We start from the raw sequence: 15716 nt of genomic DNA, 5'->3' as shown, positions 1-15716 counted from the left end.
AAATCGATCGATTGGCCGTGTTGCCAAGACCGTTTTCCAAGCCTCCAGCGTGTGGTGGGAGAGATGACCCTGGGCCCACGTCTTTCGCAAAGACAAGCGCGCCTCATCCTTGGCGGTCCCACGATCACGCTGGGCGGCGCTGACGCTTGTCGTTGCACTGGGCATAACTCGAGCGTTCACGGCCGACATTGGTCATCTGGCCCCGCCAGGAGTCCCTGCAACGGAGTTTCCCTCCCCTAGACGTCCCGTGGCACCGATTGCCAGCCTGAGCCGCTCCGCCGAGGAACACCGCGACTCTTTGAATGAGGCCGGTCAGGTTGCACTTCTTCTTGGGCTGAAAGCAGGCATGACGGTCGGCGATATCGGTGCGGGCGGCGGCTACTACAAGATCCGCTTCTCATCCCTCATCGCCCCCAGCGGCTCCGTCGTCGCCCAGGACGTCACGCCAGAGTACCTCGTCGAACTCGGCAAGCGAACGGAGCGACTGGGGCTGACAAACATCATCTTCGCGATGGGCGAACCACACGACCCTCGCCTGCCGGCTTTGTCGCTGGATGCCGCCATCCTCGGGCACATGTACCACGAGATAACCCAACCCTATGCCTTTCTCTATAATCTCGTGCCCGCCATGAAGCCGGGCGTGCGGATCGGAATTGTCGATTTCGAGCGTCCAACATCAAGGCATGGCACGCCGATTGAGCTGTTGCGTTGCGAACTATCCGCCGTTGGCTATGGCGAGATCGCCACGTATCAGCTCGCGGGCGATGGAGGATACTTGGCGGTGTTTCTTCCACCGCAAGAAGCGAGTCGAAGAACTCCCCGCGACATAGTTGCGTGTACCGATAGTGCTGGCACGCGCTGATTATAATTGTTGGATGCCAGCACGCATCTCGCGACGCCGCCGTTCGGGCGGCGCAGCGGATTACCGGTCAAGTGGCTAAATCGTCATCGATCCCGAGAGGGATGCTGCGGCTCGTAGGTCGCTCCCGTCATCGGTCGAGCGCAAGGTTAGGTGAAAATGAAAATTAACGCGCGGCCGGAGGTGTTCGGAGCGATCCGGGCGGCGCAGGAAAAGCATAATCAAAGTTCTGACTGCGCAAAAGCATGTGAGAAGGGCGCCTTGGAACCACCGTGGCGCCGACGACTTAAATCCGTAGGCCAGCTTTCCCACCGATAGCTGGCCTATCCGACACTTGCCTCCACACAATGACCAAAGGGGAGGCCGTGCATTCTCGAGAGGTTCGCATGAGTGCCTACGAGGACGACATTCGCAGACGCGCATACAAGCTCTGGGAAGAGGCTGGCAGGCCCGAAGTCGCGTATGGACGAGTTTTGGCATGAGGCTGAGCGCCAGCTCAAAGAGGAGCAGGTGAAGCATGAGCTCAAGACCCCTGATACTCTATGAGTCCGCTCGGCTGCAGCCGTGCAGCTGATTGGGGGGATCTACCGAACATCAATAATCGAGGACGAGAATATGGCGACCCAAACAGTTATGAACCGCACGGGCGACAGCCGCCATACCTTCGACCCGACGGACGCAGAAGAGCTGGCACAGGCCGAGCGTCGCTTCTACGAGCTGACCAACCATGACTTTACGGCAGCGATCCGGACCGGTCCGGGTCAGGTCTCGCACATCCGGTCGTTCGATCCCAAGGCCGAAGAAACGCTATTCTTCCCCCGCCTTGTCGGGGGATAGCAGGGTTTTGGCATGTCCGCCTTTCGGCCCCTTGGGCCGGGCAGCCGCTCGCGCGTCAAGGCAACGAGAGCGCTCTTCATCGCGTACGGCGCAGAACGCACGCCGGAGGGACGGTCTTTACGGCTGCTCCGGGAATGGCTTTCGCCGATGCAGCGCGAGCAGTTCGTAAGGAAGGGCTACTTCGAGGTGATAGGGAGCGCCAGCGGTAAGCCCTACCGAGTTCACCTTGGCAGATCTGCAAACGTGTGCGCGCTGGATGAAAACGGCCACCCGAAGGAAGGTCTGTGTTTCATGCCGGTTGGTGACTTACCAATCGGCGACGTGATGCTCGCGCAGAAGATCGCGCTTGAAACTGATGAGAATGAAGTGAACGAGGTCGCGAGAAAGTTCACCACCAGCACTTTCCATTTTAGGACCGCCTGATCTCAGCGTAAGAGCGCAATTCGAGAGATTGAAACTCTGAACTCTGCACGTGGTCGCGGCCACTTGTTCGACTAATGGACGCGCAGATGCTTCTGCGGGTCTTCATCGCCGCTTCGACGATCCACGGTTAGCGCCCGGTCCAGTAGCTGGGTTTGCTGGACAGGAGGCGCACACGTTTGTCTTCTCGGATGAGCAGCAGCCGGCACCCCATCGTGCTTCACGCTGTGGATCCGATAATACGTTCTCGACGCTTTACGAGTTAGGAACAACCGGGAAGAGCCGCGAGTTTTCGACTCGCTCTGGTCACAAATGTCCCCCCTGTTGCCTGACCGGAGCCGACCCTAGGCCCCAGCCCTCGCCAAACCGCTCGGGCCGCCCTTGTCAAAATCAAGGAAGGCCATCTTAAAGGGGCTCCCCGAGGGAAACCACCGATGCATGGGCACATCAAAGCGAAGCTTCCTCACATCGACCTTCTTCGCGGCGAGCCGCCTCCTCCTCGGCCCGCCGCGACGGCCTCATTCGACTTCCTGCACCACAGTGCGGGTCTCGGGATCCACCAACATCACGCGTTGGCCCGAATAAACATAGCGATACTTGGTGAGTGACGGGCCCCATTCGGTTGGGACTGCCTCGAGTTCGACGTCGCGCGGCACCGGCGATCCAACCACGATTTTCTCGCGTGTTTCGACAGGCCGAATCTTGTGTTCCGTGACGTAGCTATGAATGCGTGTGCGGTACTCCGGCTCAATTTGCACCGTGCTTGCATGCGCCCTGCCGGTTGTCTCTACGGTGGTGGACTGAGCAAATGCGCTAGTCGACAGCAGCGCCGCGGCCGCAGCAATTAGAAACGTCTTCTTCATTGATCTCTCCTCGCCGCGACATGCGGCACACCTAGAACTTTCGTGGTAGACGCGAAGTTCCTCGCACTATTGTTACGCTATCAGAAAAAGCCGTCTGATACTCACCATCCACCGAAGAAGATCTGCCGATCGAATGCCAGGCGTCGATCAGGCGCCGTCGCGGCGAATCTGTGGGCTCGCGTCCTCGCCGAGCGCTCTATCGAATGCTTGGGAGAAGGATGCTTCTCTTGCGCAATCTTAGGAAGCGCTGGCCCCTGCACCTGCTTAATGTCGTCCGATGGGCCACTCGCGGGCAGCTCGCCGGCTCCGCGCGAAGGACTTGCGGGCAACCGACTATTGGTACCGAAGACAATCCGGTCGGGTGGTTTCCAAGCCGAATGAATACGGATAAACGTCTTGTTCAGACCCGCAACGCTCGCCGGCTCGTTAGGCGGCGGCAGATGGCGATTTGCCGCGAAAAGCACCGCAAGCAGTAGCGCGCCGGTGAAGAAGAAGTACCGCAGTATTGGCATGTCGCCCCCAGCGCGCCTTGAGCCCGAAGATCACTTCCGGCTAGATGGCGCCTGGGCGTTCAAGTTGTTCGGGTTCTGCTTGTTGGCCTCATGATGGCCGATCGCGCATCCGGCCGCCGCGCCAAGCTTGCCGTGTCCCGCCATATGCCCCGCGACGCCGCCGACGATAGCTCCCTCGAGGCACCCTTTCGCCTCCGCGCCGGAGGTCGAAGCAAATGCCAATACGGCCATACATGCCGCAGCGAGGATCGGTTTCATTTAGAAGTCTTCTTCGGCCGGACGTTGGCAGCCCGACAGAGAGATCTACCGACGCGCGACTAAGACCCCCAGCATGAACGCTACAGCCAAAGATGGCAGCGGCGCCTCGCGAACGAGGTCTCTGAGGATGGCCTTCCATTGGCCGGGCTCCTGCCCCTGACCCAAGGCCTGCCGACCGCTGCGCGCAACGTCACGGATCGTGGCCGTTGCCTCGGAGAATGCCGACGGATCGCTTGCGGATGTTCCTTCGTCGCTCATGGTTCACCCTCCTAAAGCCGGACAATAGCCAGGAAGCGGGAATGGTTCCTCGAGTCGCCTAGTAGCGACGCGTCCTTGCGGGCGATTTCAGCGACTCGTCCATTCGGACGCGAGGCGAGACCAGTCTCCTTGCAACAAGCCGTTCGGCTTCCCGAGGTGATCCGAGCGGCCTGCTTTGGGCCATGTCCTGACGAAGCGGCCGCTCATGATTGAGCAACGCGCAAGAAACCAATTTCTTTTGCAGGCAGACCGAGCTTCCACGATTTCGACGTCCTCTTCAGAGAGGACGTCCGACCACCTGGAAGCACTTACCCTACCCGCCCCGGCCGGACCGATCTTCGTCTTCGATCTGCCTTTCAGCTTCGAACCAAAATTCCAGGTCCCGGCCAGAGGGGCAGCCCGCCTTTTCCCAAAGCTCGCGAGCGCGAGCCGTCGTCCGGCGGCGCCGAGCTGACCGAAACATTTTCGTCCTTAGCTCGTCAGCAAATCGGAGCAGCCTCCGTACAGTCGTTTCGTCACGAATATAGGACGCAGCACGGGTGGCCAATTCAATCTGATGCTCTAGCTTTTCATTGTCGTTGTCCATTGCGAAGCTCGAGACGGCAAAGCCGATGCTTGTCACCCTATGTGTTAACCGGCGATGAGGCGGCGGCACTGGCGGGGGCAGGAACTGCGTCGACCCCCGCCTCTGTGAGGTCGACGCCACCGCGAAGCACATGTTGGCGTGCGCGGATCGCACTCACCGTGCGCTTTAGTTTGCTCGCTATCCGCAAGGGGCTGACGCGGGCTTTGGTCATTTCCACCAGCCTTTCGTCGTCTTCGGCCGTCCATCGCCGACTGATCAGCGGGCGGGCTACTTTCTTATCGTGGCGCAATAAGCACTCCCAGCAAGAACGCTGCCGCCAGCGAGGGCAATGGAGCAGCGCGGACCATACGCCTCACGCTGCGCGCGCCCACTGACCGGCCGTGTGATTGCCCTTAAGAGGGACCGTCCCCGCGTCGCCCTGTCTGTCCGCTTGGCTCATCTTCATCTCCTCCATCGTCCCTCGTCCGGAGAACACGAGATCGAACATCTCGTTCCGGAGCTGGAGAGAGCTGGCACTCTCCAATGCCACGGAATGCACCAAATACGTCAAAGCCCCGTTCGGGAGCGGGGCTTTGGGCGGATCACCTCTTTTCAGGAACCCAGGTTGTACTCGCTTTGTCGTATTTGAAGCCGGGCGCGCTCTTCAAATTGTCTTTGGTCTCGTCCAAAGTCAGCCACCACTTGTCATTCTTCTTCGCCGTCTTCACAGCGGTGAACGGAATGATGACATCCTTCTCGCCGACGCCCAAGAAGCCACCGACACCAACAACCAGGCCGGTGACTTTGCCGGCCTTGTCTACAAGGACGTCATCGACGTCGCCGATCTTGTTCTCCTTGGGATCATACACGGACTGCTTGTAGTAGTTGGTGACGGTCCAGCTCTCACTCGGCGCTGCGGACATCACGGTCGTCGCGGCGTGAGCACTGGCGGCGAGCCCCACGGCCAGCGCGCAACCAACAACAAACTTTTTCATTTCTTTCCTCCAGTTTGCCCCGTTCAAGAACGGCGCCGAGTTGCCGTTTGTTCCCGACTGGGAAACGCTCCGCGCTTCCTTCCTGGAATCAGGCCGCCTGCTCACATATGCCCCGCCTTTGCAGCGTGGGACATTTGCTCGCTGCCGGCTTCAGCGCGAGTAAGGCGCGCTACACGCCGGACTCCGTCCCAGAATCTCTATTGCCGGATGCGCTTGAAGAAACGTTTGAGCGCGGCGCTTTGCGTCGTCATCGCAGCCAGCTTCAATCTCATGGACGGCGAGCGCCACATTGGCCAAATCTGTTGCATGTGCGACATAACGCATGGCGTAAATGGTCCCGGTGAAAGGTGTCGAGACGCTCTCCCATTCTGACGCGGCGAATCGATAATAGTTCCTGCAATTTAGAACCACTATCGGAGGCCGCGGCGCATGTGCAGCAGGTCCGCGCGAGCTCCCGAGCGATGTCTGAAAACTCAAGCTCAAGGAGCGACGTGGGCGGCATGCAGCCTCCTTCCTGAATGAAGCTGGTTCTTGGCACTAGCCCGGCCATCGAGCCGCGGCAACGAAGTGATTCAGGAACACGCGCCAGAACGGCGACGTTACTGGACATGGAAAGCATGCTGCTTCGCCTGATCGTCGTGACGCCGCGATACCCGGTTTGGTTGCGGTACCTTTTAACGCTCGGCCTGGTCGGGATCACGTTCATCGCAAAGCTCCTGCTGTTTGACACGCTGGACTCCTATCCTTTGCTACTGTTTATCCCGGCGGTATTTCTTGCGTCGGTGATCTTCGACCATGGATCGGGAGTGCTGGCCATCGGGGCAAGCGCGATCATAGCCACAGCCTATTTCGTGCCTCCGCCAGCGACCTCGGCGCTCTTGCCCTTGGTCGTCTTCCTGGTGACGGGACTGATGATTGCCGCGGTCACCGAGGCTTTGCGTAAAACCCTGGACAAGCTTGCGCAGGCCAAGTCATACAGCGACCTGCTCCTACAGGAGCTCGCGCATCGGACCAGAAATGATCTCGCGACCATCATCTCGCTCCTTCGTCTTCAGGCGCGCTCAGACTCCAATCCCGCAGTGCAGGCCGCGATCGCCTCCGCCGTTGCGAGGGTAGAGGTGGTCGCGAAGGTGCACGACACGTTGCGCGTCGCCGACAGCGACCTTGTCAATCTTACGTCCTATGCGGAGCGGCTGTGCGGCAGCCTAGCCGACTTTCATCGCGGAGTGCGCTCGATCGCGATACAGGTGCATTGCGAGTCGTTCTCAGTGAAGAGCTCACAAGCGGGATCCATCGGGCTCATTGTCAACGAGCTGGTGACGAACGCATTCAAGTACGCCTTTCCGGAAGGACAGGCGGGTACAGTAGAAGTGGACATCACGAGGACTGGCGGCCAGGTCACGATCACTGTACGCGACGACGGCATCGGCTGCCCCAGCGAGGTCAAGAGCGGCTTGGGGACTCGCCTCATCAACCTGCTGACCGCACAGATGAACGGAAGGATGACCCGGTCTTCTTTGTCCCATGGCTGCGAAGTGCGGGTCGTGCTCTCAGTCGATAGCTAGACCGACTTCTTGCAGTACCCTTTTCGACGACTTGGCTTTCGACTCCGCAAGCCGTAAGCGCGGTACTGCCGAGGTAAAGGCTGCTCAAAATTGGAGTGATCGAAAAGCCGAAACAAAGCTGTGGCCCAGATGGTCATCCAGGCGATCAGAGCGTATGCCTTCGCGAAGCCGGTTCGCTCCAACGGCAACTTGCTCGTGGTGGCGAGCCGGAGCTTGATAACACCTGGATCGCAGGCGCTGCTGTGATCCACGAGGTGAAGCACGACGGCTACGGGATGCTGGTCATCCGCGTGCGCCTGCTGTCACGCAACGGGAGCGACTGAATCAAGCGACTCCTACCGGCCGTAGTTTCCCGGCTGTGTTTATTCGTCGGCCATTAAGCTGTACCGGCTATAGGGGCAGGATGAGCAAAGATGCTGATCCGCGGATCGAAGCCGAAGAGGCGATGCGCAACGCCGCAACCGCTACGTGCGCGGTTGACCACTTAAAGTGGTTGCGTGTCGCTCTGGCGTGGCAAGACCTTGCCCGGGCTCAGGTTCAGTGGCCCCGCCAACGAGGAGCATCCGCTGCGTGAAGCTCACCGCCGAACGTCCCTTCGCCGACCCGGAATCAGCCGCCCGAAATCTACAAACGATTCACATAGGCAAATGCAGGCCGAGGAAATGAGCGCCCCTATCGTCGCTGATCGAGTTAGCGATTGGGAGGAACAATCCTTGAGCGGCGATGCATCTTCACAGGGTAGGTTTCTCATTCGGCAAGGCGCCAAAGGTTGGATGGTTTACGATCGAGAGCGTAAAGGACCGGCGCATATTGGGCCCCGTTTGGCAGCCAATCTGACGATGGAGGAAGCCGAACACTTGATGCAAATCCTGAAATACCAACCCGAAAGAAATACCTCTTCTGAAGTCAGCTGGGAGCCTTTCTGAGCGCGCGAAAACCTGGAACCTGGGGCCGAGTAATCTGCGTGGGGAAAACCGATGCCGCTCGCACCCATTGAAACGGGGCACTACAACGTAGATCTCGATCCGTCGCCGATCGAGCCATCCTGGATCATTGAAGGCAATCCAGAAGCCCGTTCCCGCCTGCTGTCGTCGAGCGCGTGCCACACTGCCCACACCATGATCTGGTCGTGCACCGAGGGCAAATTCAACTGGCACTACGATCTCGACGAGACCATCCTGGTCCTCGAAGGATCAATCGTGCTCGAAAGCGACGGCATGCCGCCGAAGCGTTATAGCGTTGGTGACGTGATATTTTTTCGCACGGGTGCGCACGCCAAATGGCACGTCGAGGGCTATGTGAAGGGGGTTGTTTTCGTCCACCTGACCTATCCGTTTGGCATCGCGATCCGAGCCGTCAACAAACTCAAGTCGCTGCTCGCGCGGAACGCGCCCCGGGGCTCGCTTGCGGAGTAAGACCGCACTTCCGCTATTGCTCCCCGACCAAAGCTCCAGCCGCTGTCACGTAGGCCGCAAACCGGATGCCGGGCCGCGCAGTACTTTTCCGGCCGCCGCGGCTTCCAGATCGACAGGCGAATATCATCGGCTGTCGATCTACGCAGGGTCGGCTCGAGCGCGCGATCCGGACATGAGGGAGATTTTTCTGGCTGATGCGAGATCACATCTCACAAGCAGCGAGCGGCCTGACATTTTTTTCACATTCTAACCTACCGCGAAACGCTAGAGTCATGGTGCTGGTCCGAGCGCCGCTAGGCAAGAGCTCCACGTTACTAATCATGAGCCATCCACCTGCCGCCGCCACTCATCTCTCCTATTGGCTATTGGCGGCGGCTTAGTTTCATTCCGACGAGGTGCAATATGCTGGCACATATCGAACCCTCCGGTGGCTGGGTTTTTCCCGCTGGGGGGCCACGCGAAAACTTCTGAAAATCTACTGTGTGACTTTCCAATCGCGACGGTTCTAGACAATACAGCGGCGCGGCCGGCTGAGTGGAACGCCTCTCTGATCTCGCGGATTCACAAGCATCTTGGGAGACGATGCGCTTAGGACATCATCCAATTGCCAACGGTCAATGTTGTTTTTGCAAGAGCATAGAGCCAAGCAATCTCGGCTAGAGCCAAGGCAGTAAAATACACTATCTCGGCGATCATCTTGCCCCCGAACTTAGGAAGGCCCCACCAATCTCCTCAACCACTGTTGGAGGATCTAACACCGGACTTGGTTCAGACTAAACTCACAATTTTAAACGAAATGTATCGTCCGTGGAGATCGCCGGTGGATAAGGATCACCGCTGTCGCAAGTTGCGACGGTTTAGGGCGGTTGCAAAGCCGCTTCGTTCCATGAGCCACTTTCACCGAGGGCAAACTTCAACGCCCATGGTCCAATGACTATGACGGGACGCCGTGTCGTGCCTGGACGAAATTCTAATCATGCGATCCGTTTCTACTCGGGACAGTAGTCCCGAGCCCAGGTTCGTCATGCGCCATGTATTGGTGCGTTGTTGAGCCGGCGCTCAATCCGTCGCGAGGCAACACCGCCTCGAATCGATGGAGAACAAAATGAGCGATCAAGCCAAAGACTGCCAGGCCTGCTTCGGCACCGGCAATGAGCCGCGGATGACGTTGTCACCGCACTCGACGCAGAAGATCCCGTTTCGGTCGTGCCCGGCGTGCGGCGGGACGGGCAAGATCGCGTCGACGCCTCCGGAGAAGCCGAAGGCTTTGTTCGGGGAAGCGAGGCCGGCATTGGAGGCACAGCCGCCTGACGAGGGAGGCCCGCCGGCACGTGCCGGCCGCAGAAGGATCGGTTTTCGCCCAGGAACTAGGGAGCAGACAACGCATTTCTGGCCCTATGATGAGGCTCGTCGAGAGGCCGCGGCGTTAGAAACGTCTGCTCGTAGGCCCGCGGTAGGGCACGCCACCAGCCGGACGCGGACAAGCGTCCGGCTCGCAAAGGGACTGATTCATGGCAAAGGTGATCAAACAACTGCGCAAGCAAGCTGAAAAGGCTGCGCGCGCAGCAAAGGATACCGCAGATGCCGAGGTATCCGAGGAACTGCAAGCCTTAGCACGCGGCTTCGAAAGCCAGGCCGCTGTTCTGAAATCGAAAGAGAAAACAGGCAAGAATAAGCGGTGATTTGATCGCGTCATCCCGCGATGGAGCGCGAGCTGTAGAGCAACCCCAGAACCAGCGCCACGTTGACTGCCATGGCCGTGAAGGAAATCCGAAGCTGGTTGACTAACATCGGCGTACTGGCCGCGCGTCCAGTAGCGTTACGAAAGCGCGGGTAGGTGCGCCTGTCCGAAAACGGGCGCGGTGCCAACGTCGGGCCAGCCTTCAACTGGAATAAGCCGACGACGTCTGCGATGGGGGCTACCGATAAGGTCCGCTCGGGCCTCAGTGTCGGGCCGGATATTTTGCGATCATCTGATTGGCCTGCCAAAGCTCAACTGTGCAATCATGAGCGAGTTGCCATGCCCGCTCTCTCCACCTTCTGCTGCCGGGATCATTCCGGCAGAGCCGATGCTGCCCGGCTACGTCTATTGGCGCATTACCTTTTGCAAATATGGAATTGGTTGCGCGTTCCAGACGATGGTGATCACCAATTCCAGGCCATCGTGATCACTCATTCCAGAGCATCGTGATCACCGTTTCCAGCGGATCGTGATCGCCAATTCCAGGGGATTGTGATCGCTATTTCCAGCGGATCGTGATCGGGGACAGCGAGGCGCACACCACTGACAGTCTGCAACCCAGGTAGCTTGGTCTTTTGCCCAACCGCAGAGGATCGAGATGCCGACAGAGAGACTGTCCATGCGCCACATTCGCGAAGTTTTGCGCCTGCACCACAGCGTCGGCATGTCGCAACGCGCGATTGCCCGCAGCCTCGGCCTGGCCCAGGGCACGGTCAATAAGTACCTCAACCGAACACGCCGGGCCGGCCTGACCTGGCCGTTGCCGCTGGAGCTCGATGACGATGTCCGGCTCGAGAACCGGCTGTTTCCGCCACCGTCCGATTTGCCCAGCAACGAGCGGCCGCAGCCGGATTGGGCGCTCGTGCATCGCGAGCTGCGGCGGAGGAACGTCACGCTGATGTTGTTGTGGGAGGAGTATTGCGGCTCCCACTCCGACAGTTTCAGCTATTCGTGGTTCTGCGAACGCTACAGGGAGTGGGCCAGCCGCCTCAAGCCGACCCTGCGCCAGGTTCATGTCGCCGGCGAGAAGCTGTTCGTCGACTATTCTGGCCACACCATGGAGGTGGTTGACGGGCTCACCGGCGAGGTGCGCAGCGCGCAGATCTTCGTCGCCGTGCTCGGTGCCTCGAACTACACCTACGCCGAGGCCAGCCTCAGCCAGAGCCTGCCGGACTGGATCGGCTCGCACGTCCGGGCCTTTGCCTATTTCGGCGGCACCGCCCGGCAGACGGTGAGCGACAATCTGAAGGCCGGCATCACCCGGGCCTGCTTTCACGAGCCGATGGTGAACCGGACCTATGCCGATCTCGCCCGCCATTACCGCACCGCCATTGTGCCGGCACGGCCGTATCGTCCGCGCGACAAGGCCAAGGTCGAAGTCGGGGTCCAGATCGTCGGGCGATGGATTCTGGCGCGCCTGCGCAACCGCCGCTTCTTCTCGCTCGCCGTCCTCAACGAGGCAATTTACGCGCTCCTTGTCGAGCTGAACGATCGACCTCTCCGGAGCTGGGGACGAAGCCGGCGCGACCTGTTCGAGGAGCTCGATCGCCCGGCGCTGACCCCCTTGCCGGATGAGCCCTACGAGTATGCCGAGTGGAAGCGCTGCCGGGTCAATCTCGACTATCATATCGAGATTGCCAAACATTATTACAGCGTGCCTCACCACCTCGTGCATCAGGAGGTCGAGGCACGGATCACCCTCAAAACCGTCGAGATTTTCCTGCGCGGCAAGCGTGTCGCCTCGCATCTGCGTAGCACCCTGCCGCATCGTCCGACGACGATCCCCGAGCATATGCCAAGCTCGCACCGCCGCTACCGCGACTGGACCCACGAGCGCATCCGCTCCGAAGCCGCCAAGGTGGGGCCCGACGCCGAGACCCTGATCGACGTCATCCTGCGCTCGCGGCCGCATCCGGAGCAGGGCTTCCGCTCGGTCATCGGCATTCTCGGGCTGGTTAAACGCTATGGCCAGGAGCGCGTCGACGCCGCCTGCGCCCGTGCCCTTTTGCTCAATGCCCGTTCCTACAAATCGGTCGCTGCCATCCTCAAGAACGGCACCGACAAAACCGCGCCTCCGACCCAGGACGCACCCATCCTCTTCCACGCCAACATCCGCGGCCGCGGTTACTACAACTGATCAGGAGATCATCGTGCTCATCCATCTGACCGTCGAACGCCTGCGCGCACTCGGCCTCACTGCCATGGCCGATACCGTCATCGAACTGCAGAACAATCCCGAGGCCGCCGAGATGCCGCACCCCGATTGGCTCGGCCTCCTCGTCGATCGCGAGGTCACCGCCCGCGACAACCGTCGCCTCACGCGCCGCTTGCGCAATGCCAAGCTCCGCCAGGCCGCCACGATCGAGAACATCGACTATCGCACTGCCCGCGGTCTCGACCGTTCGCTCTTCCAGACCCTCGCCTCCGGCCAATGGATCCGCGATCACAACCATCTGGTGATTGTCGGCCCGACCGGCACCGGCAAGTCCTGGCTGGCCTGCGCGCTCGGCAACAAAGCCTGCCGCGATGGCTTCTCCGTCCTCTACAAGCGCGTGTCCCGCCTGTTCGCCGATCTCGCGCAGGCGCGCGGCGAAGGCCGTCTCGCTCGCCTGATCGCCGCGCTGGAGCGCGTCAATCTCCTGGTCCTTGACGATTGGGGGCCCGAACCGCTCACCGCCGACCAGCGCCGTGACCTGCTCGAGATCGTCGATGATCGCTACGACAAGGGATCATTATTGATCACAAGTCAGCTCCCCGTGTCGCAATGGCATGACGTGATTGCCGATCCCACACTTGGCGATGCCATCTTGGATCGCATCATTCACAACGCTCACCGCATCGAGCTCAAAGGCGACAGCCTGCGGCGTCGGGCCGATGATAGAACAAAAGCGTGACCACCGTGCGCCCGATCGTCCCACCGGCCCACAGGCCTCCCGCGCGCGCCGCTGCGTCGCTCGTGGGGCACTCCGCGCCGCGCACGGGACCTTCCCATGGACCGCTGGGACGATCTTCAAACCCTCCCGCCCGTCTTGACCAGGAGGATCATTTCCAGCACACATAATCCCGTCAGTCGTGTTTGCCTCTGCAAGTGATCACCATCATCTGGAATCCGTGATCACCATCGCCTGGAACCGCTGATCATCATCCCTGGAATGCGCAATTGGTTCCGGCCTTGTCATCTCAATCAATGATCCCAGCCTCATAGCGGCAGTAGCTCGTCCCCTTGCGACCTCCCCATGACGAGCATTTTCTCAAGCCAGAATCGCGCTAGATCTGGTGAATGAAGCTCGAATGCGCTGGTGTTGATGGCCTCAGCTCAGCCACCCCATGAATTGTGGCCGATGATTGAAGGCGACTTGCGGAGAGACGCGAAAGCCAAAACAACGGCCCCAGCAAGAGGAGGGCTGGGGCCGTTGAGGTCGTCCGTCTTCGGTCATGGTGTCAGGGCAGGACCGAAGCATCCATCGAACGCGGCCACTTGGCACTCGTTCCTAGTCGCCCTAACGAGCAAGAGCTAGGAACCAACGACTTGGCAGCGCGTCTGCTTGAGGCCCCAGCCCAAGGTGCCCCCCCGACTGCTGGAGGAAAACCCACATCGTTCGGGTTGGCGGCCCCCAGCGGGGGCCCGTTTGACTGGTGCGCCAGCTTGTCCGGCTCGAGGCGGTTGCTGGAAGAGGGGCGCATTTCTTGCGGGCCATGCTTATTTTTCCCGAATGCGTATGGGTACGAGCTTCGCCTTGCGACCGCGGGCCCTCGGGACCGCAGTGGTTTCATGAAGTCAAACACGATGGCTACCGGCTGCTGGTGATCCGGGAGAACGAGCACGCGCGTCTGCTATCCCGCAATGGCAGCGACTGGACGAAACGTTATCCGCGGATCGCCGAGGCTGCTCTGAAGAACCGGCAGAAGCATTTTGTCATCGACGGCGAAGCCGTGATCCTCGGCATCGACGGCATCTCCGGCTTCAACGCGCTGCACTCCCGCAAGCACGATCATGAAGTCCAGCTTTACGCGTTCGACATTCTGGCGATGGGCGGCGACGACCTGAGATCGCTACCCCTGCACGCGCCCTCCAAAGCCAGGCCGATGAACCCACTCATCCGAAGCCCAAGTCGCGCCAGCCCCGGACTGGGGCTTCTTCTTTGCGATCGGCACCGGGTGCCTCGCAGGTCCTGTCCCGCGAAAGCGGTAGCGCAATTGAGCGATCCAGCCCGTTGGGGATTGCTTGGCTTATTAGTTGGACCAAGCCGACCGCTACGTAATGCCACTTCTGTGATTACGGACTTAGACTTACGGTTGCAGCAGAGACAAGATGCGATGCCGATCTTGCTGACGGCGGCGCTGGTTCTCACGCAATCCTTCCAGTTCGGCTTGGGCGCTGCTGGTGTCTTGATTCTGCTGTTTCAAACTAATGACCAATGCCTCCTGTTCCGCGAGGCGCCGCTCACCGTCAACTACCTCGCGCTCCAGCTGTCTCAACTCATCCAGAAGTGCGTCGTTTAACATCGCCAAACCCGCAGCTCTCCGACAAGCGACCCCAGCGAGAGGGTGCCGAGGCCGCCAACCTTGTACGAAGGTTTTCTCTCGGCGTGGTTTCATCGGAGGTTGTACCGAGAGCATGGAGTTGACTAGCTCTGTCGAGAGTCGTTCCACCGCCAGTCATTGGAAACCGGTTGGAGAATTCGGCTCGCCCAGGAACGGAGGTTGGTGCCCACCGTTTCTTTGGCAATATTCCCGGAGGGAGTTTTCCAGGCAAAGACGAATTGTTTGATTGTACGAGCTGTTGGAAGCCAACTGGATCAGTTGCGCGGAGAGGCATCCCCCGTTTCACGAGGAAATAAAATCGACTGGTGGGTTGAGCGCGGCGAGATTGGGACGCGGTTTTGCTTTGAGACTGCTGAAGCCAAGCAAGCGTTTGCCTCAATTTGCCAAAACCTCGCTGTTTCTTGCTTCGAAGCCTAGCAAGCAGTGGAAGCAGCCCTGAACGCGAGGGCGTCAGCCGTACCGTGGCGGCCGGAGCTGCTCCAGCCCCTCTTCGATCACTCGCAGATCATCAAGAAGATATTTTAGTGCATGGCGTGGGTCGATGCTGGCCGTGCACTGGAGGTTTTGCAGCAACTGACGCCGGAGCTCTCTCATCTCCTCCAGCGCTCGCCGGTTCTTCAAACGCACGTGGACGGAAACGAGCGTTTCAATGGTAGACGGCATTGGAGAGCGCCCCCCAAAAGCATTGACCCTGCCTTTAGTTGCCGCATTTTCCCGGCATAGTCTGTTCCGGCGATTTCATAGGTTAATCGCGCAGTGCTAAATTCACACTTTGAGCTTCTACTAAAGTGCTACTGCAGCGACGCGCTGAGAGGAACGCTGCTCAATTCTGCCGGTTTGCATCTGCACCGTCGCTCCAAGTGCGATCGAGACATCCGAGGCA

Annotated in this window: 18 protein-coding genes; 12 read left to right on the top strand and 6 right to left on the bottom strand. The window is 59.8% G+C overall.

The genetic code is table 11. The features are described from left to right. Positions 1-139 precede the first annotated feature (139 nt). The 4 genes from Q2941_RS29955 (at position 140) to Q2941_RS29940 (ending at position 2119) form a co-directional block, all read left to right on the top strand. Positions 140-862, top strand: coding sequence for a class I SAM-dependent methyltransferase (locus Q2941_RS29955; protein WP_458194648.1), 723 nt, complete (start codon positions 140-142; stop codon positions 860-862). 344 nt (positions 863-1206) lie between these two features. Then, entirely contained in the window at positions 1207-1341 is a 135-nt protein-coding gene (locus Q2941_RS29950; RefSeq protein ID WP_458194627.1) for a DUF2934 domain-containing protein, read from the top strand. A 133-nt stretch (positions 1342-1474) separates the two neighbouring features. Beyond that, positions 1475-1696 carry a hypothetical protein gene (locus Q2941_RS29945; protein ID WP_458194626.1) on the top strand — a complete coding sequence of 74 codons (222 nt, stop codon included), beginning with the start codon at positions 1475-1477 and terminating at the stop codon, positions 1694-1696. A gap of 12 nt (positions 1697-1708) precedes the next feature. Continuing rightward, a complete protein-coding gene (locus Q2941_RS29940) occupies positions 1709-2119 on the top strand; it encodes a hypothetical protein (protein WP_458194625.1) in 411 nt (136 codons plus the stop codon). 515 nt (positions 2120-2634) lie between these two features. Here the strand turns inward: Q2941_RS29940 and Q2941_RS29935 are convergent. The 5 genes from Q2941_RS29935 to Q2941_RS29915 form a co-directional block, all read right to left on the bottom strand. Continuing rightward, positions 2635-2979 carry a DUF1236 domain-containing protein gene (locus tag Q2941_RS29935; RefSeq protein ID WP_254107598.1) on the bottom strand — a complete coding sequence of 115 codons (345 nt, stop codon included), beginning with the start codon at positions 2977-2979 and terminating at the stop codon, positions 2635-2637. Between the two features lie 542 nt (positions 2980-3521). After that, positions 3522-3749: a hypothetical protein gene (locus tag Q2941_RS29930; protein WP_458194624.1), complete on the bottom strand. Its 228-nt coding sequence runs from the start codon at positions 3747-3749 to the stop codon at positions 3522-3524. Positions 3750-3794: 45 nt separating this feature from the next. Next, positions 3795-4007: a hypothetical protein gene (locus Q2941_RS29925; protein WP_458194623.1), complete on the bottom strand. Its 213-nt coding sequence runs from the start codon at positions 4005-4007 to the stop codon at positions 3795-3797. A gap of 313 nt (positions 4008-4320) precedes the next feature. Further along, entirely contained in the window at positions 4321-4470 is a 150-nt protein-coding gene (locus Q2941_RS29920; RefSeq protein WP_458194647.1) for a DUF2934 domain-containing protein, read from the bottom strand. A gap of 704 nt (positions 4471-5174) precedes the next feature. Next, the gene (locus Q2941_RS29915) at positions 5175-5594 is read right to left on the bottom strand and encodes a PRC-barrel domain-containing protein (RefSeq protein ID WP_458194622.1); all 420 of its coding nucleotides are present in this window, start codon (positions 5592-5594) and stop codon (positions 5175-5177) included. Positions 5595-6085: 491 nt separating this feature from the next. Between Q2941_RS29915 and Q2941_RS29910 the strand changes: the two genes are divergently transcribed. From Q2941_RS29910 to Q2941_RS29875, 8 genes are all read left to right on the top strand, one after another. Next, complete coding sequence (locus Q2941_RS29910) at positions 6086-7132, top strand: sensor histidine kinase (RefSeq protein WP_458194621.1); 1047 nt, start codon at positions 6086-6088, stop codon at positions 7130-7132. 95 nt (positions 7133-7227) lie between these two features. Next, complete coding sequence (locus tag Q2941_RS29905; RefSeq protein WP_458194620.1) at positions 7228-7455, top strand: hypothetical protein; 228 nt, start codon at positions 7228-7230, stop codon at positions 7453-7455. 324 nt (positions 7456-7779) lie between these two features. Next, positions 7780-8058: a hypothetical protein gene (locus Q2941_RS29900; RefSeq protein ID WP_458194619.1), complete on the top strand. Its 279-nt coding sequence runs from the start codon at positions 7780-7782 to the stop codon at positions 8056-8058. Between the two features lie 51 nt (positions 8059-8109). Beyond that, a complete protein-coding gene (locus Q2941_RS29895) occupies positions 8110-8547 on the top strand; it encodes a cupin domain-containing protein (RefSeq protein WP_458194618.1) in 438 nt (145 codons plus the stop codon). A gap of 1511 nt (positions 8548-10058) precedes the next feature. Then, positions 10059-10229: a hypothetical protein gene (locus Q2941_RS29890; protein ID WP_458194617.1), complete on the top strand. Its 171-nt coding sequence runs from the start codon at positions 10059-10061 to the stop codon at positions 10227-10229. Positions 10230-10886: 657 nt separating this feature from the next. Further along, entirely contained in the window at positions 10887-12425 is a 1539-nt protein-coding gene (gene istA / locus Q2941_RS29885) for an IS21 family transposase (protein ID WP_458194616.1), read from the top strand. Positions 12426-12438: 13 nt separating this feature from the next. After that, positions 12439-13182: an IS21-like element helper ATPase IstB gene (istB, locus tag Q2941_RS29880; RefSeq protein WP_458194615.1), complete on the top strand. Its 744-nt coding sequence runs from the start codon at positions 12439-12441 to the stop codon at positions 13180-13182. 802 nt (positions 13183-13984) lie between these two features. Continuing rightward, positions 13985-14791: an ATP-dependent DNA ligase gene (locus Q2941_RS29875; protein ID WP_458194646.1), complete on the top strand. Its 807-nt coding sequence runs from the start codon at positions 13985-13987 to the stop codon at positions 14789-14791. A gap of 492 nt (positions 14792-15283) precedes the next feature. On the opposite strand, the gene Q2941_RS29870 is transcribed toward Q2941_RS29875, so the two are convergent. Continuing rightward, the gene (locus tag Q2941_RS29870; protein ID WP_458194614.1) at positions 15284-15496 is read right to left on the bottom strand and encodes a hypothetical protein; all 213 of its coding nucleotides are present in this window, start codon (positions 15494-15496) and stop codon (positions 15284-15286) included. Positions 15497-15716: the final 220 nt, after the last annotated feature.

It is taken from the genome of Bradyrhizobium sp. UFLA05-153, from assembly GCF_054185185.1.
The sequence above is the reverse complement of the archived record's forward strand: the minus strand, read 5'-3'. Positions and strand labels throughout refer to the sequence as shown.